Origin of the sequence: Salinicola halophilus (assembly GCF_003206155.1) — a bacterium.
Taxonomy (GTDB): domain Bacteria; phylum Pseudomonadota; class Gammaproteobacteria; order Pseudomonadales; family Halomonadaceae; genus Salinicola; species Salinicola halophilus.
Genome location: NZ_PZJV01000006.1, coordinates 244,751 through 267,643 on the forward strand (window position 1 = coordinate 244,751; position 22,893 = coordinate 267,643).

The 22,893-nt window shown below is 63.8% G+C and carries 19 protein-coding genes; 9 read left to right on the forward strand and 10 right to left on the reverse strand.

Going from position 1 to position 22,893, the window contains the following annotated elements:
* Nucleotides 1–69: 69 nt before the first annotated feature.
* Nucleotides 70–1,173 (reverse strand): DNA polymerase III subunit beta, encoded by a 1,104-nt coding sequence (dnaN, locus tag DOM33_RS13010; RefSeq protein WP_110669647.1) that lies wholly within the window; start codon nucleotides 1,171–1,173, stop codon nucleotides 70–72.
* 142 nt (nucleotides 1,174–1,315) lie between these two features.
* Nucleotides 1,316–2,803 carry a chromosomal replication initiator protein DnaA gene (gene dnaA / locus DOM33_RS13015; protein ID WP_110669649.1) on the reverse strand — a complete coding sequence of 496 codons (1,488 nt, stop codon included), beginning with the start codon at nucleotides 2,801–2,803 and terminating at the stop codon, nucleotides 1,316–1,318.
* Between the two features lie 684 nt (nucleotides 2,804–3,487).
* On the opposite strand from dnaA, the gene rpmH reads away from it, so the two are divergent.
* The 8 genes from rpmH (at nucleotide 3,488) to ggpS (ending at nucleotide 13,301) form a co-directional block, all read left to right on the forward strand.
* Nucleotides 3,488–3,622 (forward strand): 50S ribosomal protein L34, encoded by a 135-nt coding sequence (gene rpmH, locus DOM33_RS13020; protein ID WP_104005388.1) that lies wholly within the window; start codon nucleotides 3,488–3,490, stop codon nucleotides 3,620–3,622.
* Nucleotides 3,623–3,633: 11 nt separating this feature from the next.
* Nucleotides 3,634–3,990 (forward strand): ribonuclease P protein component, encoded by a 357-nt coding sequence (gene rnpA / locus DOM33_RS13025; RefSeq protein ID WP_110669651.1) that lies wholly within the window; start codon nucleotides 3,634–3,636, stop codon nucleotides 3,988–3,990.
* Nucleotides 3,991–4,120: 130 nt separating this feature from the next.
* A complete protein-coding gene (gene yidC, locus DOM33_RS13030) occupies nucleotides 4,121–5,806 on the forward strand; it encodes a membrane protein insertase YidC (protein ID WP_110669653.1) in 1,686 nt (561 codons plus the stop codon).
* Between the two features lie 116 nt (nucleotides 5,807–5,922).
* Nucleotides 5,923–7,293, forward strand: a complete 1,371-nt coding sequence (gene mnmE, locus DOM33_RS13035; RefSeq protein ID WP_110669654.1) for a tRNA uridine-5-carboxymethylaminomethyl(34) synthesis GTPase MnmE — start codon at nucleotides 5,923–5,925, stop codon at nucleotides 7,291–7,293.
* Nucleotides 7,294–7,318: 25 nt separating this feature from the next.
* Nucleotides 7,319–8,218: a PhzF family phenazine biosynthesis protein gene (locus DOM33_RS13040; RefSeq protein ID WP_110669657.1), complete on the forward strand. Its 900-nt coding sequence runs from the start codon at nucleotides 7,319–7,321 to the stop codon at nucleotides 8,216–8,218.
* Nucleotides 8,219–8,288: 70 nt separating this feature from the next.
* Nucleotides 8,289–9,398 carry a lipoate-protein ligase small subunit gene (locus tag DOM33_RS13045; RefSeq protein WP_110669659.1) on the forward strand — a complete coding sequence of 370 codons (1,110 nt, stop codon included), beginning with the start codon at nucleotides 8,289–8,291 and terminating at the stop codon, nucleotides 9,396–9,398.
* A gap of 208 nt (nucleotides 9,399–9,606) precedes the next feature.
* Nucleotides 9,607–10,902, forward strand: coding sequence for an MFS transporter (locus tag DOM33_RS13050; protein ID WP_110669660.1), 1,296 nt, complete (start codon nucleotides 9,607–9,609; stop codon nucleotides 10,900–10,902).
* Nucleotides 10,903–11,009: 107 nt separating this feature from the next.
* Nucleotides 11,010–13,301, forward strand: coding sequence for a glucosylglycerol-phosphate synthase (ggpS, locus tag DOM33_RS13055; protein WP_110669662.1), 2,292 nt, complete (start codon nucleotides 11,010–11,012; stop codon nucleotides 13,299–13,301).
* Here ggpS and rlmJ read toward each other — a convergent pair.
* From rlmJ to rdgB, 4 genes are all read right to left on the reverse strand, one after another.
* Nucleotides 13,184–14,194: a 23S rRNA (adenine(2030)-N(6))-methyltransferase RlmJ gene (gene rlmJ / locus DOM33_RS13060; RefSeq protein WP_338053857.1), complete on the reverse strand. Its 1,011-nt coding sequence runs from the start codon at nucleotides 14,192–14,194 to the stop codon at nucleotides 13,184–13,186. The genes ggpS and rlmJ overlap by 118 nt on opposite strands.
* Nucleotides 14,195–14,387: 193 nt before the next feature.
* Nucleotides 14,388–15,086, reverse strand: coding sequence for a YiaD family glycine zipper/OmpA-like lipoprotein (locus DOM33_RS13065; protein WP_239495363.1), 699 nt, complete (start codon nucleotides 15,084–15,086; stop codon nucleotides 14,388–14,390).
* Nucleotides 15,087–15,153: 67 nt separating this feature from the next.
* A complete protein-coding gene (gene hemW, locus DOM33_RS13070; RefSeq protein WP_110670285.1) occupies nucleotides 15,154–16,326 on the reverse strand; it encodes a radical SAM family heme chaperone HemW in 1,173 nt (390 codons plus the stop codon).
* 41 nt (nucleotides 16,327–16,367) lie between these two features.
* Nucleotides 16,368–16,982: an RdgB/HAM1 family non-canonical purine NTP pyrophosphatase gene (gene rdgB, locus DOM33_RS13075; RefSeq protein WP_110669664.1), complete on the reverse strand. Its 615-nt coding sequence runs from the start codon at nucleotides 16,980–16,982 to the stop codon at nucleotides 16,368–16,370.
* Between the two features lie 434 nt (nucleotides 16,983–17,416).
* Between rdgB and DOM33_RS13080 the strand changes: the two genes are divergently transcribed.
* A complete protein-coding gene (locus DOM33_RS13080; protein WP_239495364.1) occupies nucleotides 17,417–18,091 on the forward strand; it encodes a LuxR C-terminal-related transcriptional regulator in 675 nt (224 codons plus the stop codon).
* A gap of 374 nt (nucleotides 18,092–18,465) precedes the next feature.
* On the opposite strand, the gene DOM33_RS13085 is transcribed toward DOM33_RS13080, so the two are convergent.
* Genes DOM33_RS13085 through thiD form a run of 4 tightly spaced genes read right to left on the reverse strand, consistent with a single transcriptional unit; the run spans nucleotide 18,466 to nucleotide 22,890 of the window.
* The gene (locus DOM33_RS13085; protein ID WP_110670287.1) at nucleotides 18,466–20,028 is read right to left on the reverse strand and encodes a bifunctional aminoglycoside phosphotransferase/ATP-binding protein; all 1,563 of its coding nucleotides are present in this window, start codon (nucleotides 20,026–20,028) and stop codon (nucleotides 18,466–18,468) included.
* A 42-nt stretch (nucleotides 20,029–20,070) separates the two neighbouring features.
* A complete protein-coding gene (hemL, locus tag DOM33_RS13090) occupies nucleotides 20,071–21,363 on the reverse strand; it encodes a glutamate-1-semialdehyde 2,1-aminomutase (protein ID WP_110669667.1) in 1,293 nt (430 codons plus the stop codon).
* A gap of 10 nt (nucleotides 21,364–21,373) precedes the next feature.
* Nucleotides 21,374–22,063 carry a thiamine phosphate synthase gene (gene thiE, locus DOM33_RS13095; protein WP_110669669.1) on the reverse strand — a complete coding sequence of 230 codons (690 nt, stop codon included), beginning with the start codon at nucleotides 22,061–22,063 and terminating at the stop codon, nucleotides 21,374–21,376.
* Entirely contained in the window at nucleotides 22,063–22,890 is an 828-nt protein-coding gene (gene thiD, locus DOM33_RS13100) for a bifunctional hydroxymethylpyrimidine kinase/phosphomethylpyrimidine kinase (RefSeq protein ID WP_110670290.1), read from the reverse strand. The genes thiE and thiD overlap by 1 nt, the downstream gene beginning before the upstream one ends.
* Nucleotides 22,891–22,893 lie beyond the last annotated feature (3 nt).

Genomic DNA, 22,893 nt, shown 5'->3' on the forward strand with positions numbered 1-22,893 from the left:
AGTGAGGTCAGGCGAGCTTGACGGGCGGCGTGCAACAACGCGATTCGCGCTCGCAGCCATTACCGGTGATCAAAGGCGCATCGGCATGACGACATACCGCGCATCCCCACCGCCCGGCTCTTCCATCAGCGCTGAGCTGTTGGAGTCGGAAAGCGTCATCTGCATGCGATCGGCGTCGAGCACGTTGAGCACGTCGATCAGGTAGCCGACGTTGAACCCGATCTCGAGCGAGTCGCCGTCGTATTCGATCCCGACGTTCTCTTCGGCCTCTTCCTGCTCGGGGTTGTTGGCCATCACCTTGAGGTTCTCCGTCTCCAGGTGAAGCCGCACGCCGCGATACTTCTCGTTGGAGAGAATCGCCGTACGCGAGAGGATCTGACGCAGCTCCTGACGCTCGGCGATGAAGGTCTTGTCGCCGCCCTTGGGAATCACGCGGTCGTAGTCCGGGAACTTGCCGTCGACCAGCTTGGAGGTAAAGGTGAACTCGCCGGTGTGAGCACGCACGTGGTTGGCGCCGAGTGACAGCTCGACCGGCTCGTCGCTGCCGTCGAGCAGACGTCCGAGCTCGAGCACGCCCTTGCGCGGAATGATCAGCTTGCGATGAGTCTCGAGCTCGATCTCTGCGCTGCGCTCACAGACCGCCAGGCGGTGGCCGTCGGTCGCCACGGTCCGCACGATGTGGTTGCCCAGCTCCAGCAGCATGCCGTTCAGGTAGTAGCGCACGTCCTGCTGCGCCATGGCGAACGACGTCGCATCGATCAGGTACTTGAGCGTCCCGCGGGGCAGCGACAGATTGGTGTCGTTCTGGCCGTCCTCGATGTTGGGAAACTCCGCTACCGGCAGCGTGGAGAGCGTGAAACGCGAGCGCCCGGCGCGCAGCACGACCCGTGCATCCTCGAGGGTGAAGGTGATCTCGGACTGGTCCGGCAGCGACTTGCAGATATCCATCAGCTTGCGCGCCGGCACCGTCACCGAGCCCGGCTCGTCGACCAGCGACGGCACCGCCCGGCCGATGAGCTCCACCTCCAGGTCGGTACCCGTCAGCGATACGCTGTCGTTGTGGACTTCGATGAGCACGTTGGAGAGAACCGGCAGCGTCTGACGCCGCTCGACGACCCCGGCGACCAGGGAGAGCGGGCGCAGCAGGGCTTCGCGGGAGATGGAAAATTTCATTGGAGCTCCACTAGAGATGTCGATCCGGCGTCAGGTGGATTCGATACCGAGACGTTCGATGATTGTTGGTCGGTGCGATTGGAACCATTCTTGCCCCGCCGTGCCCGGGCCGCAATCCCCGCGCGGCGAGTCGATGGTGCGCTCAGCTGGTCAAAAGCCGCATGAGATTCTTGTAATCTTCACGGATGTCCGCGCTCTCTTCCTTGAGCGAGACGACCTTGCGGCAGGCATGCAGCACCGTGGTGTGGTCGCGGCCACCGAAGGCGTCGCCGATCTCGGGCAGACTGTGATTGGTCAGCTCCTTGGCCAGCGCCATGGCGACCTGACGCGGACGCGCCACTGAGCGCGAGCGGCGCTTGGAGAGCAGATCGGCCAGCTTGATCTTGTAGTACTCCGCGACGGTGCGCTGAATGTTCTCGATTCCCACCTGCTTGTCCTGCAGGGCGAGCAGATCCTTGAGCGATTCGCGGATGAAGTCCTGGGTGATCGGCTTGCCCATGAAGTGGGAGTCGGCGATCACCTTTTTCAATGCCCCTTCGAGTTCGCGCACGTTGGAGCGGATCTTCTGGGCGATGAAGAACGCCGCATCGTGAGGCAGGTCGACCTTGGCCTGATCCGCTTTCTTCATCAGGATCGCCACGCGCGTCTCGAGTTCCGGCGGCTCGATCGCCACCGTCAGACCCCAGCCAAAGCGCGACTTCAGGCGCTCCTCGACGCCGCTGATCTCCTTCGGATAGCGGTCCGAGGTCAGAATCATCTGCTGGCCGCCCTCGAGCAGGGCGTTGAAAGTGTGAAAGAACTCCTCCTGAGAGCGCTCCTTGCCGGCGAAGAACTGAATGTCATCGATCAGCAGCGCATCGACGCTGCGGTAGAAGCGCTTGAAGTCGTTGATGGCATTGAGCTGCAGTGCCTTGACCATGTCGGCGACGAAGCGCTCGGAGTGCAGATAGACCACCTTGGCGTTGTCGCGCATCCCCGCGAGGTGGTTACCCACTGCATGCATCAGGTGGGTCTTACCCAGCCCCACGCCGCCATAGAGGAACAGCGGATTGTAGGCGCCGCCGGGGTTCTCGGAGACTTGACGCGAGGCCGCCCGGGCCAACTGGTTCGACTTGCCTTCGACGAAGGTCTCGAAGGTAAAGTTGGGGTTGAGCCCGCTGCCGTGCTTCAGACTCCCTTCGACCTGGACCTGACGCTCACGGTTACCGCGCCGGCTGGGTTCCTCCCGCGCTGGCGCCTGTTCGCGCGCACGGTCCTCTTCGCGATTGTCACTCGCGCTCGAAGAGCGGGACGTCGTCTGCACGCTGGGAGCGGCAGGCTGACTCGGTGTCGGTGCCGACACCGGCGCCCCCAGTCCGCGCGCCGAAACCGCCCCCGTGCCGCGACTACCCACTACCAGACGCACTTTCGGCGGCTTGCTGGAAGGGGAAACTTCCCGCAGCAGTTCGTTGATGCGCTTCAAGTACTTGTCGCTGACCCAGTCGCGCACGAAGCGATTGGGCGCCAGCAGGCAGAGCTCGTCCGACGGATCGTCCTCCGCCTGCAGCGGACGAATCCAGGTGTTGAACTGCTGCGAGCTCAACTCATCCTGCAGCGCATTGAGACATTGTTGCCAGAGAGCGACCGACACGCGACCTCACGAGAATTTGAAGAGTTGGGAAAATCGGGGTGGCATTGTAGCGCTCAGCGCTCAGGTTATCCACACGAGGTAAGCGAGAAGTCGTCCTGTGGATAACCTAGTGGCAAGCGGTAGAAGCCGCGGGGACAACTTCTCTCAATGTCGATCACCGCTCATCATCGAAACGCCCACAGGACACAGCCATCCACGCTTGATTCACCGTTATCCAGCAGGTTATGCACACATCATAAATAGCCGTATGTTTTTGAATTTTTTGGGTTAAGTGGAGTTAACCACAAATTGTGTCCCCACTTTTAACCACATGGTGCGATTGACAAAATTATTCTGGTACCCATCCCCACCCGAGCCAGTGACCGACTCCCGGGTGGAAAACGCGACGCCGCAGCGGCGCGAAAGCCGCGCCAAGAGCCGAATGGCGCCGACTGCGTCGATCCGATATTGCCCACAATTTTGCCCACAGGCTGGCGCGAAATTCACATCAAAAGGGGTGTGGATAATCCACAGAAAAATTGCACCGCTTCCCAGGATTCTCTAGAATTCCCGCTCTTGAGCCGAGCGAGCCCGGTCCCTGCGAACCCATCGGGCGTGCCGTTTCGAACCCGTTTTGCTTTCTAGTCAGTCACTTGCACGGCTAGTCAGCGGCATTAACACGCAACCAATTGGGAATCAGCCACCATGAAACGTACTTTTCAGCCGAGCGTTCTGAAGCGTAAGCGCAATCACGGTTTCCGCGCACGCATGGCCACCAAGAACGGCCGTCAGGTCCTCAACCGTCGTCGTGCCAAAGGCCGCAAGCGTCTCAGCGCCTGATCGGACCTCGGGTGTTCGATCAAGGTTTTCCCCGGCAGCTGCGACTGCTGAATGCCGGGGACTACAAGCACGTTTTCGACCACGCTCCCTTCAAGGTCCACGGTAAAGGAATGCTGGCGTTGGCTCGTCCCAACACACTGGGCCATCCGCGGATCGGGTTGATCTTCAGCAAGAAGAACGTGCGGCGTGCCGTCGACCGTAATCGTCTCAAGCGTCTCGTCCGCGAATCCATCCGGCATCGTCAGCATCAGCTGCCCGGCGTGGACATCGTCTTGCTTGCGCGACGTGGAGTGAACGAGCTGGATAACGCCACCGTCTCTCGCCAGCTCCATGGCATGTGGCGGCGGCTGGAGAAGTCCGCTCGCTAGACGCGGCTCGTCGCTCTCGACCTGATCGGACATCCCCGCGCCCACGGCCGGGGAGTTTCGGTGTCCACCACCGGACCACCGCCGATGCCCGGCGCCCATCGACCCATTCCTTTACCGGGCAGACCCTTCTATGGATTTCAAACGACTCCTATTCGTGATTCCGCTGGCGTTACTCGCCTATCTGCTGATCATGCAGTGGAATCAGGACTACGGTCACAGCGTCGTCAACAACCCCGCGCCGGAAGTCACCACCGCCGCCCCGGGTAACGATGGCGATCGCGACGGCGCCCTCTCCGCGCCGAGCAACGCCAACGGTAATGCCGAGCCCATCGAAGACGACATGCCCACCGGCGCCGAACCGGCCCAGGGCAGCAACCTGATTCAGGTTCGCAGCGACGTTCTCGACCTGCGCATCAATCCCAACGGTGGCGACATTGTCTACGCCGCGCTGTTCGGCCACGACGACGCGCTCGATTCCGACAGGCCCTTCGTGCTGCTCAGCGACAACGACGTGCGTAGCTACGTCGCCAAGTCCGGGCTGCAGATCGAGGGTCACAGCGGCCGCATCGCATTCGACGCCGAGCAGTCGAGCTACACCCTCGACGAGGGCGAAGACACGCTCAACGTCGACCTTCGCGGCAGCGTCGACGGGGTGGATATCGTCAAGCGTTTCGTCATCCATCGCGACGACTACGCCATCGACGTCGAATACCGTCTCGACAACGAGAGCCAGGAGCCGGTCACCGCGCGTTTCATCGGCCAGCTCGCCCGCGATCGCAGCGACGATCCCGCCGGCGGTTCCGGTGTCGGCATGCACTCGTTCCTGGGCGCGGCGTTCTCCTCGCCGGACGAGAACTACAGCAAGGTCGATTTCGACGACATCCGCGACGGCAACTTCCAGAATCGGGACGTGGAAGGTGGCTGGGTCGCCATCATTCAGCACTACTTCACCTCCGCCTGGGTGCCCAAGGACGATCAGCAGAACCTCTACTACGGCAGCGTCGACAGCCGCGACCGCACGGTGGCCGCTTTTGCCGGTCCCAACCAGACCCTCGCACCGGGAGAATCCCAGACGCTCGACGCGACGCTCTACGTCGGCCCCAAGGTTCAGGATCGTCTGGAAGCCGTGGCGCCGCATCTGGAACTGACCGTCGACTTCGGCTGGCTCTGGTTCCTCGCCAACCCGCTGTTCTGGCTGCTGCAGAAGATTCATAGCCTGGTCGGCAACTGGGGCTGGTCGATCGTCCTGCTCACCGTCTGCGTCAAGATCGTGCTCTTCCCGCTCTCCGCCAAGGCCTACAAGTCGATGGCACGGATGCGCAAGATGGGCCCCGAGATGAAGCGGCTCAAGGAGCAGTACGGCGACGACCGTCAGAAGATGTCGCAGGAGATGATGAAGTTCTACCAGAAGGAGAAGATCAACCCGCTGGGTGGGTGTCTCCCGATGGTGATCCAGATGCCGGTCTTCATTGCCCTCTACTGGATGCTGATGGAGTCGGTGGAGCTGCGCCATGCGCCGTTCATGCTCTGGATTCAGGATCTTTCGGCGATGGACCCGTACTTCATCCTGCCGATCATCATGGGCGGCACGATGTTCATGCAGCAGTTCCTGAACCCGACACCGCCGGACCCGATGCAGGCGAAGATCATGAAGATGCTGCCCATCGTCTTCACCTTCTTCTTCCTATGGTTCCCGGCAGGTCTGGTGATCTACTGGATCGTGAACAACTCGATCTCGATCCTTCAGCAGTGGTTCATCACGCGTAAGATCGTCGACGAACCCAGCGAAGGCCGAGCGGTGAAAGCCAAGAGCTGATCACGCCCGCCAAGCCTGTCTCCAGACCCCCGCTTCTGCGGGGGTCTGGCGTTTCTGGGGCCGGATCAAGACAATGACCGGCCACCGACTTCGACTCTTCGCCGATGGAGATCGCGATGAACGCCCCCCTCTACCGTCAGGAAACCATTGCCGCGCTCGCCACCCCGCCGGGGCGCGGCGGCGTCGGCATCGTGCGTGTCTCCGGCCCCGCGGCCAGCACCCTGGCCGCTGCCATCCTCGATTACACGCCGACGCCCCGCTACGCCCACTACGGGGCGTTTCGCGGCGAGGCCGATGTCATCGACGAGGGCATCGCACTCTATTTTCCGGGGCCCAACTCCTTCACCGGCGAGGACGTTCTCGAGCTGCAGGGTCATGGCGGCCCGGTGCTGATGGACATGCTGCTGGAGCGCTGCGTGGCGCTGGGTGCGCGGCTGGCGCGTCCCGGTGAGTTCTCCGAGCGCGCCTTTCTCAACGACAAGCTCGATCTCGCCCAGGCGGAAGCGATCGCCGACCTGATCGACGCCAGCTCCCGCACCGCCGCCGAAAACGCCCTGCGCTCGCTGCAGGGCGAGTTCTCCACGCGCGTCTCTACGCTGGTCAGCGAGCTGATCGAACTGCGGCTCTACGTCGAGGCGGCGATCGACTTCCCCGAGGAGGAGATCGACTTCCTCGCCGACGGCGTCGTCGCGACCAAGCTCGCCGCGGTCGGCGAGACACTGCAGAGCGTGCGCGCCAGTGCCAATCAGGGCGCGCTGATGCGCGAGGGCATGAGCGTGGTGATCGCCGGGCGACCCAATGCCGGCAAGTCGAGCCTGCTCAACCGGCTGACCGAGCGCGACAGCGCCATCGTCACCGAGATCGAGGGCACCACCCGCGACGTGCTGCGCGAACACATCCATATCGACGGCATGCCACTGCACGTGATCGACACCGCCGGGCTCAGAGACACCCCGGATGCGGTGGAGAAGATCGGTGTCCAGCGCGCATGGGCGGAGATCGAAAACGCCGACCGCGTGCTGCTACTGGTCGACGGCCGCGAGACGGACTCCACCGACCCGTACGCCATCTGGCCGGAGTTCGTCGAGCGCCTGCCGGACCCGTCGCGGCTGACGCTGGTGCGCAACAAGATCGATGAAAGCGGCGAGGGCGATCAGGCCGATCTATCCACAACCCCACCGGTGATCCGCCTCTCGGCGCAGACCGGGGCAGGTGTGGATAACTTGAAACAGCATCTCAAAACGATCATGGGCTTCGATGCCACCACCGAAGGGCGCTTCTCCGCGCGCCGGCGTCATCTCGACGCCCTCGACCGCGCCGCGCGCGCACTCGAAAGCGGTACCGCTCAGCTCGAGGGGGCCGCCGCCGGAGAACTGCTCGCCGAGGATCTGCGCGACGCCCAGAACGCCCTCAGCGAGATCACCGGCGAATTCACCGCAGACGATCTGCTCGGCGAGATATTCGGCAGCTTCTGTATCGGTAAATGAAACGTTGCAACGCCAGGGGTCAAAGATGAGTGAGTACTTACCGACAAAATCGCTGGTGGGAGATCGCACTGGCCATCGCTACGTACTGCTGGATGTCTTTACCCACACGCCTTTCAGCGGCAACCCGCTGGCGGTCTTTCCCGAGGCAGAGGCGATCGATGAGGCGGACATGGCGCGCATCGCCGCCGAGCTGAACCTCTCCGAGACCGTATTCATCACTGACCGCCAGCCAGGGCGATACGTGATTCGAATCTTTACCCCAGAGGGTGAGCTTCCCTTTGCCGGGCATCCGAGCGTCGGCACCGCCTGGCTGATCCGCGCGCTGGGCTGGCACGACGGCGACGCCCCCTTGGTGCTCGTCGAGAACGTTGGCGATGTCGCCATCCGCTTCTCGAGCGACGGCGCCGAGCTCACCACGGCACAGCCGCTCACTGTCAGTGAAGACTCACTCTCGCGTGAAAAGGCGGCGGCGATACTCGGTCTGCCACCCGCCGCCGTGGTCTCTGCGCCCGTACTGGCTTCCTGTGGCACGCCCTATCATCTTGTCGAGCTGTCCGGTCTCGATGCACTGGCGCGTATCGATATCGATGTCGGCGAACTCAGGTCTTCAACGTGCGGTTTCGACACTGGCTCGCTTTACGCTTTCGTGCGTCAAGGCGGGAATCGCCTGCGTGCGCGTATGTTCGCTCCCTTGACGGGCACCCCCGAAGACCCGGCCACGGGTAGCGCCGCCGCACCGCTGATCGGCTATCTCTCGTCGCAAACGACCGAGACCGGCACGATCGACTGGGAGATCGTGCAAGGCGTCGAGATGGGGCGCTCGAGCCGCATCCAGGGTCGAGTCGAGCGCAGCGCCGACGGCATCGACGCGATCCGTATCGCCGGTGACGCCGTGATCGTCGGCGAGGGTACGCTCTACCTCTGACGCCAGCGGCCGCCGGCGACAGGGCCGCTATACTGTCGCCACTCATCTCAAGCCCGCAGGAGACGACACCATGACGCCGACGCCGCCCCCCGCATCGCCGCGCCCCAACGCCGAGCGTCGTCACGCCGAGCGTCTTCACGCCGAATACAAGGTTCCCGGCGGCAAGCTGCTGGTCGTGGATGTCGAAATCGATGGCGACAGCCTGAGCCGCGTGCAGCTCTCGGGAGACTTCTTTCTCGAACCGGAGTCGGCGCTCGAGGCGATCGAAACCGCGCTGATCGGCTCGCCGGTCACGAGCGGAGCCGACACGCTGACGCAGCGCGTCCAGGCCGCATTGCCGGCAGAGACACAGATGGTGGGGCTGTCGGTGCCGGCGATCGCTACCGTGGTGCGGCGGGCACTGGCGACGACCACGGACTGGCGGGATCATCGCTTCGGCCTGGTGCATCGCGACCCCGAATCGCCCGCGCGACACATGGCGCTCGACGAGCTGCTGACCCGGGAGGTGGCCGCAGGGCGGCGCGGCCCGACGCTGCGCGTCTGGGAGTGGGATCGCGCGGCGATCATCATCGGCGTGTTCCAGTCGCTGGCCAACGAGGTGGATAGCGAGGCCGCGGCCGCCGAAGGGATCGAGGTGGTCCGGCGCATCAGCGGTGGCGGCGCGATGTTCGTCGAACCCGGCAACACCATCACCTGGTCGCTGATCGTACCCGAGTCCCTGGTGCAGGGGCTGTCGTTCGTCGAGAGCTACGCCTTTCTCGATGACTGGGTCATCCAGGCCCTCGGCGACATGGGGATCAACGCCTGGTACGTGCCGATCAACGACATTACCTCCCCCGGCGGCAAGATCGCCGGCGCTGCCCAAAAGCGCCTCGACGGTGCGGTGCTGCACCACGTGACCATGGCCTACGACATCGACGCCGACAAACTCACCCGCGTGCTGCGTATCGGCCGCGAAAAGCTCTCCGACAAGGGCACCACGAGCGCCGGCAAGCGTGTCGATCCGCTCAAGCGCCAGACCGGTCTCGACCGCGACACGATCATCGCGCGGATGATCGACTCCTTCGCTGCCCGATTCTCGCTCTCCTCCGAGCCGCTGACCGAGGCGGAACTGGCTGCGGCCGACGCCCTCGTCGAGACGAAATTCTCCCGCGACGACTGGACCGCCAAGGTGCCCTGACTCGTTTGGCCAGGGCAATCTGCATCAAATTGGTGCAGTCGCCGCGGACGCTAGGACAAAGGTCGCACGTTCCTGCACCGACGAAAGGCAGCCACTACCCGCCTCTCCCGCGTCGAAGGCGGGGTCCGGCACGTTTACTGCATGACTCATGCCAGACAGAGCTCATGCCAGACAGGACTCATGCCAGATACCACTTCGGGAGAGTGCCATGTGGTCGTTACTGCGCCCCATCCGTGCCCTGCTCGGTAGCGTTGCGCTACTGCTGCTGGGCAACGGTCTGATCAACACGCTATTGACGCTTCGCGGCACCGACGAGGGGTTCTCGACGACGCTGCTGGGTCTGGTGATGTCGGGTTACTTCATCGGCTTCATCGGCGGGACCTGGATCAGCGGGCGTCTGATCCGGCGCATGGGGCACATCCGCACCTTCGCCTTCGGTGCCGGCATCTGCGCCTCCGCCGCCCTCCTCCATCTCATCTTCATCAACCCCTGGGTATGGCTGGCGCTACGCGTGGTCTACGGGCTGTCTTTCATCACGCTGATGACGGTCATCGAGAGCTGGCTCAACGGTCAGGCCGCGAGCCACCAGCGCGGTCGCGTCTTCGCCATCTACATGGTGGTCAACCTGGGTTCGCTCGCCATCGCACAGCAGATTCTGCGACTGGATACGTCGCAGGGCTTTCTGCTCTTCGCGATCACCTCGATTCTGATCTGCTGGGCGCTGCTGCCCATCACCATGACCCGGCGCAGCCAGCCGGTCATTGCCGAGCGCCCCAAGAGCAGCCTCAAGGCGCTGCTCGGCTTCGCGCCGCTGGCGGTTGCCGCCTCGGCGATGTCGGGGCTCGCCATGGGCGCGTTCTGGACGCTCACCCCGGTCTTTGCGCGCAGCGTCGGCTTCGACGTCACCGGCGTCGGTACGTTGATGAGTTGCGCTATTCTGGGGGGGGCGCTGCTGCAGATCCCCATCGGCCGCTTTTCGGATCGGCACGACCGTTCGCGGGTGATGACCTACGTGGTTCTCCTCGCCGCAGTGACGGCCCTGGTCATGCCGCTGGCGCCGAATCAGACGACGCTGCTGGCGCTCTACTTCGCCTGGGGAGGTCTTGCGTTCTCGATCTATCCGATCGCCATCGCTCAGCTGGTCGATCAGCTCCACCCCGACGAGATCGTGGCCGGCTCCGCCGACATGCTGGTGGTTCAGGGAGCGGGCAGCGCCGTGGCGCCGATCGTGGCGGGTTTTCTGATGGGAATCTTCGGCGTGCAGGCGTTTCCGCTCTATATCGCCGGTGTCCTGATGTTGCTGGCGATATTCGCGCACTACCGACGCCGCCGAGTCTCTACACTGATCAGCGGGGATACCGCACACTTCGAGCCGATGACGCCGACCAGCGGCCAAGCGCTGGCGATGATGTACGACGACGTGCAGAAGGATCTGTTCGCCGACCCCAGTTTCTACGAAGAGCACGAGCGCCAGCGAATCGTCGAGATGGCGGGCGAGCGCTGATCCTCTGGCAGCCTCGGCTCGGCGGTGCTCAGCGATTCGCAAGAGAACGCGCGACATGGCCTATCAAGGGATAATTGCCGGTCCAACGACCGGTCAGGAGAAGACGCATGCTACTTGCAACCGATCTCGACGGAACGTTCTTGGGCGGCGATGCCGATGCCAAGCTAAGTCTCTACCAGACCATCGCCGCCCATCCCGAGATCCAGCTCGCCTACATCAGCGGTCGTAGCCTGGAGGCGATTCTGCCGCTGCTGTCGGATCCGACGCTGCCACAGCCGGACTTCATCGTCGCCGACGTCGGGGCGAGCCTCTATCACGGGGATACGCTCCAGCCCATCCAGCCGCTGCAGACCGCCATCGATGAACGCTGGCCGGGCGAATCCCAGATCGCCAGCGCCATGACCCGCTTCCCCGATGTCGTTCGCCAGGACGAGCCGCAGCTCCGACGCTGCTCCTACTACTGCCCGCCAGCGCAGGCCGAGAACCCAGCGCTCGCCGAGCTCGCCCGCACCCTCGACTGCGACATGCTCTACTCCTCGGATCGCTATCTGGATTTCCTGCCGCGGGGCGTCAACAAGGGCTCGAGCCTCGAGAAGCTGGTCGAGTGGCTGGGTATCGACCGCGAGGAGGTGCTGGTCGCCGGCGACACGCTGAACGATCTCGCCATGCTCACCGTCGGATTCAAGTCGGTCTGCGTCGGCGGCTCGGAGCCTGCCCTGCTCGAGAAGACCCAGAGCCAGACCCGCGTCATGCATGCCACCGAGGCGGGCTGCGGCGGCATCATCGAGGCCTTCGCGCATTTCGGCTTTCTCGGCGCCCACGGCATGACCGCCGAGAACCGGCGCGATGCCACCCAGACCGGCAAGGCGGAGCTGGTGATCGTCTATCACCGCCTGCCCTACGAGGAGCACCGCGTCGATGGCAAGACCCAGCGCCGTCGTCCGAAGTCCCCCAACGGCATCATCCCGACACTGCTGAGCTTCTTCGCCGATCAGCGCGGCTCGTGGATCGCCTGGTCGATCCACGAGCCCGACGACGTCGAACCCTTCGTCAAGCACACCAGCGTCGACGCCAAGCAGTACCCGCTGCTGACTGCCGCTCGCGTGGCGCTGACCAAGGAGCAGGTCGACACCTTTTACAAGCGCTTCTCCAAGGAAGCGTTCTGGCCGACGCTGCATACCTTCTGGGAGCGCGCGGTGTTTCGCGAGGAGGACTGGACGGTCTACTGCGAGGTGAACCGCGCTTTTGCCGAACGCACCGCCGAGGAGGCCGCCGAAGGCGCGCTGATCTGGATTCACGACTACAACCTGTGGATGGTGCCAGCGTATCTGCGCGAAATTCGCCCGGATCTGCGTATCGCGTTTTTCCACCACACTTACTTCCCCTCGGCCGACGTTTTCAACGTGCTGCCGTGGCGTCGCGAGATCGTCTCCAGCCTGCTGCAGTGTGACTACGTTGCCTTCCATATTCCGCGCCAGGTCGAGAACTTCGTCGACGTCGCCCGCGGCGTGGTGCCGTTGAAGACACTCTCCCGGCAGAACTGCGCGCCGCGCTTTCTGACCTACGGCTGCGCGGTGGGGCTCGAGACCATGACGACGGCGGTGGACACCGGTTCGCGAGTGGTGCGCCTGGGCGCACATCCGGTGGGCCTCGACATCGACCGTATTCGCAACGCCCTAGACCGGGAAGGCGCCGAGGCGCGGATGACGGAGCTGCGCCAGGAGTTCAGCGGGGTCAAACTGATTCTCTCCGTCGAACGCCTCGACTACACCAAGGGCATCCTGGAGAAGCTCCAGGCCTACGAGCTGCTGCTCGAGGAGAACCCGGAGCTCAGGGGCAAGGTGACGCTGGTCAGCATCTGCGTGCCGGCGGCGCGGGAGATGACGATCTACAACGAGCTGCAGACGCAGATCGAGCAGACCATCGGCCACATCAACGGGCGCTTTGCCGACGTCGGCTGGACGCCGGTGCAGTTCTACTTCCGCGGTTTTCCGTTCGAGGAGGTAGTCGCCTGGTACGCCATGGCCGACGTGATGTGGATCACGCCGCTGCGCGACGGACTCAACCTGGTGGCCAAGGAGTTCGCCGCCACCCAAGGAATGACGCAGGGCTGCGGCGTGCTGGTGCTCTCCGAGTTCACCGGGGCGGCAGCAGAGCTCAAGGGCGCCATTTTGACCAACCCGCACGACATCCACGACCTGGCACGCACCTGCTATCTGGGGCTCAATCTGCCGCGGGCGGAAGCGGAGGCGCGGCTGCGCCAGCTCAACGATATCGTCAGCTACAACGACATTCGCCGCTGGGGCAAGACGTTCATCGAGGCGATCCGCGATGAAGCGCCGGGAGAAGGCGAAGGCAGCGAGACCAGCACGGTCAACCCGACGGGCAACCTCGCCTGAGTGACGCCCGGGCGTGGCACGCCACGCCCGGGTTCGAATCGAACCGTCAGGCTTCGCCGGTCCACCATTCGCTTCGATGCCTCGCCCCTTCGGCGAGTCTCGGCGCCAGGTCGGCGAAGGCGGCATCGAGCCGCTGGTCGAGCTGCCAGGGCGGATTGCGTACCAGTAACCCGCTGCCGAACNNGTTCGGCAGCGGGTTTGCGCACGTTGAGTTCACTGCGCCAGAGCTTGTCGATACCGGCCTTTCGCAGGCGCTCGAGCATCGGTCGATGACGCTCGGCCGGCAGCAGCGGATACCACACCATCACCACGGCATGGCGCACCTTGCGCGCGATGAATTCGAGCGTCTCGGCGACCTCGTCGTACTCCGCCTTGCGCTCGTAGCTCGGGTCGATGAGCGCACAGAGCCTGGGCGTCGACACCGGTAGCAGCTGGCGCAGCCCCTTGAGGCCGTCGGCGTGGCGGCGCGTCACGTTGGCCGTTGACGGCATGGCCTGATCGGCGAGGAAGCGATGCTCCCCCGGATGCAGCTCGAACAGCGTCAGCCGGTCCTGTGGCCTGAGTGCCTCGCCCAGCCATGTCGGCGAGCCGGGATAGCGCTCGAGTTCGGCACCGGGCTGCTGCGCGGCGAGCGCCGCCGTCCACTCCCCCAGCAGCGACGTCGCCGAAAGCCCTCGCCGCTCTCGCCAGATGCGCTCGACGCCGTCCCGATATTCCCCCAGCTTCTGCGTCTCTTTCGCGGCCAGCGGATAGCGCCCACGTCCGGCGTGGGTATCGACGAAACTGATCGCCGACGTCTTGCCGGTGAGCGAACGAGTGAGGGCGAAAAGCCCCAAGTGTTTGTGCACGTCGGCAAAATTGCCGGCGTGGTAGGCGTGCTGATAGGCGAGCATGAGCGACTCGTGGCAACGGGGACCGTCGGTGACGACCCAGAATAACGGGCGACGACCCAGAATGAGGAGCGACGACCCGGAATGGCGGGCAACGCTCCAGAATGACGAAAGGCGCGGCTTCGAAAAGCCACGCCCTCGGGAATCATCGACGCAGCAAGCGGGCCTACGCCCGCTTGCGTTCAGCGACGGCGGCTCAGGACTGACCGGTCGGCGTCAGCGTGATCTCGACGCGGCGGTTCTGCGCCCGACCGGCGTCGGTATCGTTGCTGGCGACCGGATTACGCTCGCCGTAACCGATGGTATCGATCCGGCTCGCCTGCACGCTGCCCTGTTCCAGATAGGTCGCGACCGACTGGGCACGGCGCTCGGAGAGCGTCTGGTTGTAGCTCTCGGCGCCGGTGCTGTCGGTGTAGCCGGCCACGGTGATGCGCGTCTCCGGATAGGCGCGCAGCACGGCGTTGACGTCGTTCAATGCCTGACGCGCCGGCGTCTGCAGATCGCTCGAGTCGGTATCGAAGGTCACGCTGCTCGGCATGTTGAGGATCAGGTCGTTGCCCTGACGCTCGACGCCGATACCGGTGCCGTCGAGGCGGTTGCGAAGCTCGCGCTCCTGCTTGTCCATGTAGGCACCGATTCCGCCGCCGATAGCGGCCCCCGAGGCGGCCCCGATCAATGCACGATCCCGCGTGCTGCTGCCACCGTCACCGGTCAGCGCGCCGGCGATCGCACCGGCGACCGCACCGATACCCGCGCCGCCCCAGGTATTGGTGTTGCCGCCATTCTGCTGCGGCGAGGAGGCCTGCTGCGAGCCATCGGATGCACAGCCGGAAACCCCCACGGCGACGGCTACCGGGATGGCCATCCAGAATGTCTTCTTCGTCGCGATTGTCATGCGTCTAGCTCCTTGCTTGCCTCACCGCCCGTAGGCGGCCTGATTCCATGGTGTGGGGACGAGACCCTCACGCCTCATCGATCGACACCAGCAGGTCGTTGAGAAACAGAAGACCCTGCGGTGTCGCTTGAAAACGAGTGTCGCTCGGCTCGAGTAACCTCTTGTCACGGGCCTCGTGCAACTTGGCCGTTAACTCGGACAGCGGTTGGCCGGTATGGTTTTGCCAATCGTCGATGGCGACACCGTCGACCAGGCGTAGCGCATTCATGGAAAACTCCAGCGCCAGCGTCTCGGCGGGCAGTGTCTGCTTTCCTGCCACGAAGCCCCGCGGATCGTTCGCTCGGCGCAGATACGCCTCGGGCTGACGCGCCTTCCAGCGCCGCTCGATCTGGAAATGGCCGTCGCCGCTTTGCGATGAGAGCTTGCCATGGGCGCCGGCACCGATTCCCAGATAGTCACCGAACCGCCAGTAGTTGAGATTGTGGCGTGCCTGCCGACCGGGCCGGGCGTAGGCGGATATCTCGTAGCGTTCGAACCCGGCGGACTCGATCAGCGCATGGCCGGCATCCTGGATGTCCCACAGGTGCTCCTCATCGGGTAGCGCCGGCGGATGCGAGTAGAACTCGGTATTGGGCTCGAGCGTCAGCTGATACCAGGAGAGATGGCTCGGCGACAGCGCCAGGGCCTGTTCGATATCGGCCAGCGCCAGCGCCGGCGTCTGTCCGGGAAGCCCGTGCATCAGATCGAGGTTGACGTTGTCGAACCCCGCGCTTCGCGCACGATTCATGGCATTGATGGCGTCGTCGCCGGAGTGGATTCGCCCCAGCGCCTCGAGCTGGGCGGCGTTGAAGCTCTGCACGCCCATCGAGAGCCGGTTGATGCCGACCCGCCGGTAGCCCTCGAAACGCGCCTGCTCGAAGGTGCCCGGATTCGCCTCCAGCGTGATCTCGACGTCGTCGGCAAAGCGAAGCCGCTCGCGCAGGCCGGCGAAAAGGCGCGCGTAGGCCTCGGCGGAGAGCAGACTCGGCGTCCCGCCGCCGATGAACACGCTGACGATATCGCGCCCCTGCACCAGGGGCAGGTCGCCATCGAGATCGGCGAGTAGCGCCTCGACGTAGGCCGTTTCAGGGGGCTGCTGGCCGGCACCCAGCGCATGCGAATTGAAGTCGCAGTACGGGCACTTGCGCACGCACCAGGGCACGTGAATGTAGAGCGCCAGCGGGGGTAGTGAACCCGACACGCCGGCGGCTGCGCTCCTCGCTTCACGGGTCATGACATCGCTCACGCCTTGAGCTGCTCCATCAGTGCCTGCAGGGCGCGGCCGCGATGGCTCAGGCGATTCTTCTCATCGCTGCTGAGTTCGCCGGCGCTCATGGCGCTCTCCGGCACCCAGAACAGCGGGTCGTAGCCGAACCCCCCCTCGCCTCGCGGATAGGCGAGAATGTCGCCGGCCCAGTCGCGCTGAACGATCAGCGGCACCGGGTCCTCGGCATGACGCAGCAGGACCAGGACACACCAGTAGCGCGCGCCACGCGCCCCCTCGGGCACCTCCTTCAAGGCTTCGAGAAGCTTGTCGTTGTTGGCCCGATCACGGGCGGCGCGATCTCCCGAGGCACCGGCGTAGCGGGCCGAATAGATGCCGGGCGCACCGCCCAATGCTTCCACCGCCAGCCCCGAGTCATCGGCGAGTGCCGGCAGGCCGCTCGCTCGCGACGCGGCTCGCGCCTTGAGGATGGCGTTCTCGACGAACGTAAGCCCGGTCTCTTCGACGTCGGTGACGCCGAAAGCCGACTGCAGCTGGACTCGACAACCCAACGGGCCCAGCAGCTGCTGGAACTCGGTGAGCTTGCCGGAATTGGCGCTGGCGACGACCAGATCATCGAGAGGTTCGCGCATGAGTGACTTCCTGCCTGAGAAAAGGGCCATTCTACGGGGCACACGAAAGCGGGTATAGCACCCTGGGCAGCGTCTCGCCCCCTCGCCCGCCAGCCGCTTACGTTGGTCAGAAATCTGACGATTTAGCGCGTGTACCCAGCATATCGGGGGCGATGAAACGGTGGGTTTTTCTCATACGGTGCTCGTCATTTTTTAGGCCTAATCTGAATTAGCCGCTGCAAACTATTGATTGGATACCATTATTTTTACCCTTGTCAAGAGCGCAAAAATTTCTCACGCGTGACAGTTTGAAAACATTTCACCCCCATATTTACAAGGCAGAGGTTTTATTAACACTATAGCACCCGCGTTCTCGGCACTTGAGTACGGGGAATTCGCTCAGCGCGCACCATAAAACATATAGAAGATTAATGACTCAAAGGGGGATCTTGGTCGTGAACACCGATAGCACTGACATCATTCTCGTCACGGACTGCAACTCTCAGTCCGTCCTCTTTCTCGACTACATTCATCAGAAAACCGGCTGTCGCGTCTTGGCGCTCAACCCCCAGGAGCGTTTTGCGGTGGTCGAAGGACGTGGCGCGCTGGTCCTGCTCGACGGCGATCACGTCCAGGAGAAGGATCTTCTCACCTGGAACACGCGCGCCGAGGAGCACAAGACCGTCATCCTGTCGGCCTTCAACGTGCGCGACAACAAGCAGGTCATGGAGCTTCTGATCGGGATCCACCTGCGTGGCGTCTTCTACCGCCAGGACAGTCTCGAGCTCATCTGCAAGGGCATCCTCAAGCTACTCAAGGGAGAGCTCTGGATCTCTCGCCCTCTCTCGGCAATGCTGATCGACTTCTACCGGCGCCAGCAGGTCAATACCTACCGCCCGGTCTGCGGCCTGACGCGTCGAGAGCTGGAGATCGTGACGCTCCTGGTCTCGGGTGCCAGCAACACCGAGATCGCCGAGAAACTGTTCGTCAGCGAACACACCGTGAAGTCGCACCTCTACAACCTCTTTCGCAAGATCAACGTCCATAACCGCATCCAGGCGACCAACTGGGCGCGGCAGAACCTGGGCACCATTCCGGTGATGGCATCGCGTTACGCCAGTCGTCGCTAGCCGCCGGCAAGCGGAAAAACCGTCGTCAAAAACTGACGCAACGTTAGTTTAGTTTAATTAAATATTGGCCAGCAGCCGAAAGGGTGTCGTTAAAAGCCGACTAAACCATCGTTACATGTCGCCGTGTCCCGACTTAAAACTCGTAGATGTCTTATTTAAGAGACAGCAATAGAGCAAAACGATGAGAACACTTTTGACAAAACAAAACTCGCTAATTTAGCTCAATTAAAGATAAAAGGTTCTCGGCCTTTTATATTCGACATCGCTAATTTAAATGAGACTAACACTCTCGGAGAGGTGAGCGTTTTATGGCAGGAGCGTGTGGTGAAGCGTCGATACGCGAAACGACAGCCTTCGCGTATCGACGGGTGGCGCTAGTTGAGACGCATACGTTCTTGTATGAGAGACGCGAGCGTCAGGTTGGCGTCGGGGGCGGTAGTGTCCAGATGTACCAGGTAGCTCGACTCGTCCTCGGCGAACGGTTCGAAACGGGCCTGCTGCTTGTCGAGGATCGCAAGGCTCTTCTCGGAAGGCTCGCCGCTGCGTCTGGCGCGCTTGACGATCCGGGCGCGCAGCGTTGCCGGGTCGGCTTCGAAGCTCACCATCAGTACCGGCAAGCCCCGTTTTTCCGCCTCGAAACGCAACCGCTTGCGCTGTTCGCTCAGTAGACAGGTGGCATCGATGCAGGCCGGTAGACCGGCCTCGAGTACGGTGCCGGCAAGCTCGGCGAGGCGTCGATAGGTCTTTTCCGTGGCCGCCTCGCTATAGACGGTCTCGGCATCCGCCGGTTCGGCGGTGAAGTCGAAAAGCCGCTTGCGCTCGACGTCCGAGCGAATGCGCACGCCCCCCAGGCGGCGTACCGTCTCTTCGGTGAAGCGACTCTTGCCACTCCCCGAGACGCCCACCGCGAGGATCAGATAAGGAAAACGGAATTCGCTGTAGTCCTGCGCCATCGCGAGATAACGACGAAAGACGTCGAGCGGCTCCGCCTCGGGGAGGTCATCGATCGCACCGGCTTCACGGTCCCGGACCAGCTCGATACGCGCCCGCAGCAGGGCACGATGGCGCTTGTAGAAGCTGATCAGACTGACGACCTGGTAGTCGCCGGAGAGTTCGAGATAACGATTGAGCGCGTAGTGCGCGTACTCGTGCTCGCCGCGGGCTTCCAGATCCATGATCAGAAACGCCAGCTCGCAGGCGACGTCGCACCAGCGCAGACGTTCGTTGAACTCGATGCCGTTGAACAGGATCGCCCGCCCCTCGAAGTGGACGGCGTTGCCCAGGTGAATGTCACCGTGGCTTTCGCGGATGAACCCTTCGCGGCGCCGCGACGCGAGCACCGGCTCGAGTCGCGCGAAACTCTCGAGTGACAGTGTCTTGACGCTGTCGAGCGCCTGACGATCCTCCGGCGTTTCGAGCAGCGACTCGATCAGCTCGAACTCCTCGACCAGCATCTGGCGAATGTAGTCCGGCGTCCCGTAGGGGCTGTCGTCGGCCACCCTGGCGGCCGACTCGTGAAGCGCGACCAGCTGATCGACCAGATCGTCGATCAGCTCTACCGACAGCTCGCCGCTCGCCTGGATCGAACTCAGCAGGTGACGGTTGCTGAACTGACGCATCTTCACCGCGTATTCGATCGGCGCGCTGTCATCGTTGACCCGGGGGGCCTCTTCACTACCCGAGATCGCGACACACCCCAGATACAGCGCGGGGGCGACGCGGCGGTTGAGCTGCACTTCCTGCTCGCAGAGCTGCTTGCGCTTGTCGAGGGTGGAAAAGTCCAGGAAGCTGCCGTAATCCAACGGTTTCTTGATCTTGTAGGCGTAGTCGCCGGTCAATACCACCCAGGAAATCGGCGTCTCGAAAAGATCGATGGCGCCGACCGGATGATCGAAACAATCGCTCTCCTTGAGCGCCTGGATCAACGTTCGACTCATCATCCTTCTCCTCGTGGAGGGTGCTGCGGTTGCATCATGAAATCAGGCCCCTCGCTTCATCGCGGCGAACGCGCGTTCGCTGGCCATCAGCGTGCGCTGCAGATCGTCGTGCGTATGGGCGCTCGACATGAAACCGGCCTCGAAGGGCGACGGCGCCAGATAGACCCCGGATTCGAGCATCGAGACGAAGAAATCGCGAAATGCCTGCGCGTCACAGGCCGTTGCCTGACCGAAATTGTCCACCCGCTGCTGAGCGGTGAAGAACAGCCCGAACATGCCTCCGGCACGCTGAGTGATCATGTCGATGCCCGCGGCATGCGCGCGTTCCTCGAGACCGTCGCAGAGCGTATCGACCCGCGTGGTCAGCGCCTCGTGAAAGCCGGGCTGGCGAATTTTTTCGAGCAGGGTGACGCCGGCGGCCATGGCGAGCGGATTACCCGAGAGGGTTCCCGCCTGGTAGACCGGCCCGAGGGGCGATATCCACTCCATGATCTCGCGCTTGCCGCCGAAGGCGCCCACCGGCATGCCTCCACCGACGATCTTGCCGAGACAGGTGAGATCCGGCGTCACGCCATAGTGGGCCTGGGCGCCGCCGAGGGCGACGCGAAAGCCGGTCATCACCTCGTCGAAGATCAGCACCGCGCCGCTGACGTGGCAGACTTCACGCAGCGCTTCGAGAAAGCCCGGCTGCGGCGGAATGCAGTTCATGTTGCCGGCGACGGGTTCGACGATCACCCCGGCGATCTGCTCGCCGAGGGTCTCGAAGCACTCGTGAACGGCTTCGATATCGTTGTAGGGCAGCGTGATGGTGTGCTCGGCGAGCGAAGCGGGTACGCCCGGCGAGCTGGGCTCGCCGTGAGTCAGCGCCCCGGAGCCCGCCTTGACCAGCAGCGAGTCGGAGTGGCCGTGGTAGTTACCCTCGAACTTCACGATCTTGTCGCGGCCGGTATAGCCCCGCGCCAGGCGGATCGCGGACATCGTCGCCTCGGTCCCGGAGCTTGTCATGCGCACCATCTCGATCGACGGGATGATCTCGCAGATCAGATCGGCCATGGTCGTCTCGATCGCCGTCGGCGTGCCGAAGGAGAGCCCGCTATCGAGCCGCTCGCGGACCGCGGCGAGGACTTCCGGATCGGCGTGCCCGGTGATCATCGGGCCCCAGGAGCCGACGTAATCGATGTAGCGCTGGCCCTCGACGTCGAATAGATACGCCCCTTGGGCGCGTTCGATGAAGACCGGTGAGCGCGACATGCCCTTGAAGGCTCGCACGGGTGAATTGACGCCGCCGGGAATGCGTTGGCTGGCACGTTCGAAGAGTTCGGCGGAAGTGGTCATGAGACTCTCTCTAACAGCGTTCGGTGACGGAATTCGGTAAGGGCGTCGCGCGGATCGCGGCGGCGAGTTCGCGGGTCGCGCCGGCGACATCGGCAGTGCCGAACAGCGCGTGCACCACGGCGAGCATCTCGGCGCCGGCCGTCCGGGTTGGCCCTATCGTGTTTCGATCGATGCCGCCAATGGCGACGCGGGGCAGGCCGAAGCGTTCGGCTTCGGCGAGTACGTCGAGCGAGGCCGGCGCGGCGTCGGGCTTGGTCCTGGAGGCGAAGAACCGCCCGAAGGCGAGATAGCTCGCCCCCTGACCGGCCGCACGCTCGGCGAGTTCGAGCGACCCCTGACAGGTGGCACCGATGATCGCCGTGTCGCCCAGTCGTGCCCGCGCGGTGACGACCGACGCGTCCTGCTGACCCAGATGGACGCCGACGCCATCGCCCCAGCGTTCGTGTAGCCAGCCGGCCAGCGCCAGATCGTCGTTGACGATGAGCGGCGTGGCGTAACGGGCGCAGAGCGCGGCCAGCGCATCGCTCTGGCGGCGGCGACGAACGACGTCGTCGGACTTGTCGCGATACTGCAGCAGCGCTATCCCCGCCTCGAGTGCTTGTCCACAGGCATCGAGTAGCCGCTCGTCGTCGGGCAACAGATGGCTGTCGGTGATGGCATAGAGCCCGTTCAGGGGTCGGCAGGCGGGGCGGTCTGACATCATGTCTCCAGCGTGGCATCGAAGTTGGGCGCGCGCCAGAATCGGTCCGGCAGGTGCTGGCCCTGGCCGAGTGCACGCGCATGGTCGAGGGCATCCCAGGTGAAACGCTGAGCCTGCGCGCAGGCGCCGGGTAGCCCCTCGCCGGCGGCCAGCCGAGCCGCCAGCGCGGCGGCAAGCGTGCAGCCCGAGCCGTGGTAGTCCGCCGGCAGACGCGGCCATTGCCACTGCCGGTTGATGTCTGGCGTATGCAGGGTGTGAACCACGCTACTCGATACCGCTTCCCCTGCGAGCGGATCGGTGCCCGTCACCAGTACCGCGGCGCAGCCGAGCGACATGATCTCCACGACTTGAGCGACTTCGCCCGACCGGGGAAGCGCGGCGATCCGAGCGAGCTCTCGACGGTTGGGCGTCAGGATATCCACAAGGGGAAGCAGCCGTTCGCGAAACGTCCCGAGCCAACCGGGTGTGGATAATTCGGTGCCGCCACCACTGGCCATGACCGGATCGACGATCAGCGGCACGCCGGGACACGTTCTGGCAACGTCGATCACCGCGTCGAGCACGTCGGCATCGGGAATCAGCCCGACCTTGATCGCCGCGATCGGGAAGTCGTCGCAGAGCACCCTCGCGGCCCGGCGTACGAACTCGACCGAGCAGGCGGTGACGCTCTCGACGTCCTGCGTCGACTGCACGGTGAGGGCGGTGGGCACGGTGACCGGCCAGCCACCACAGCCGCGTACGGCCTCGGCATCGGCGACGAGACCGGCCCCGCTGCTGGGGTCATGACCTGACAGAATCAGCACCACCGGCTTGTCGTCATGAGACATGTC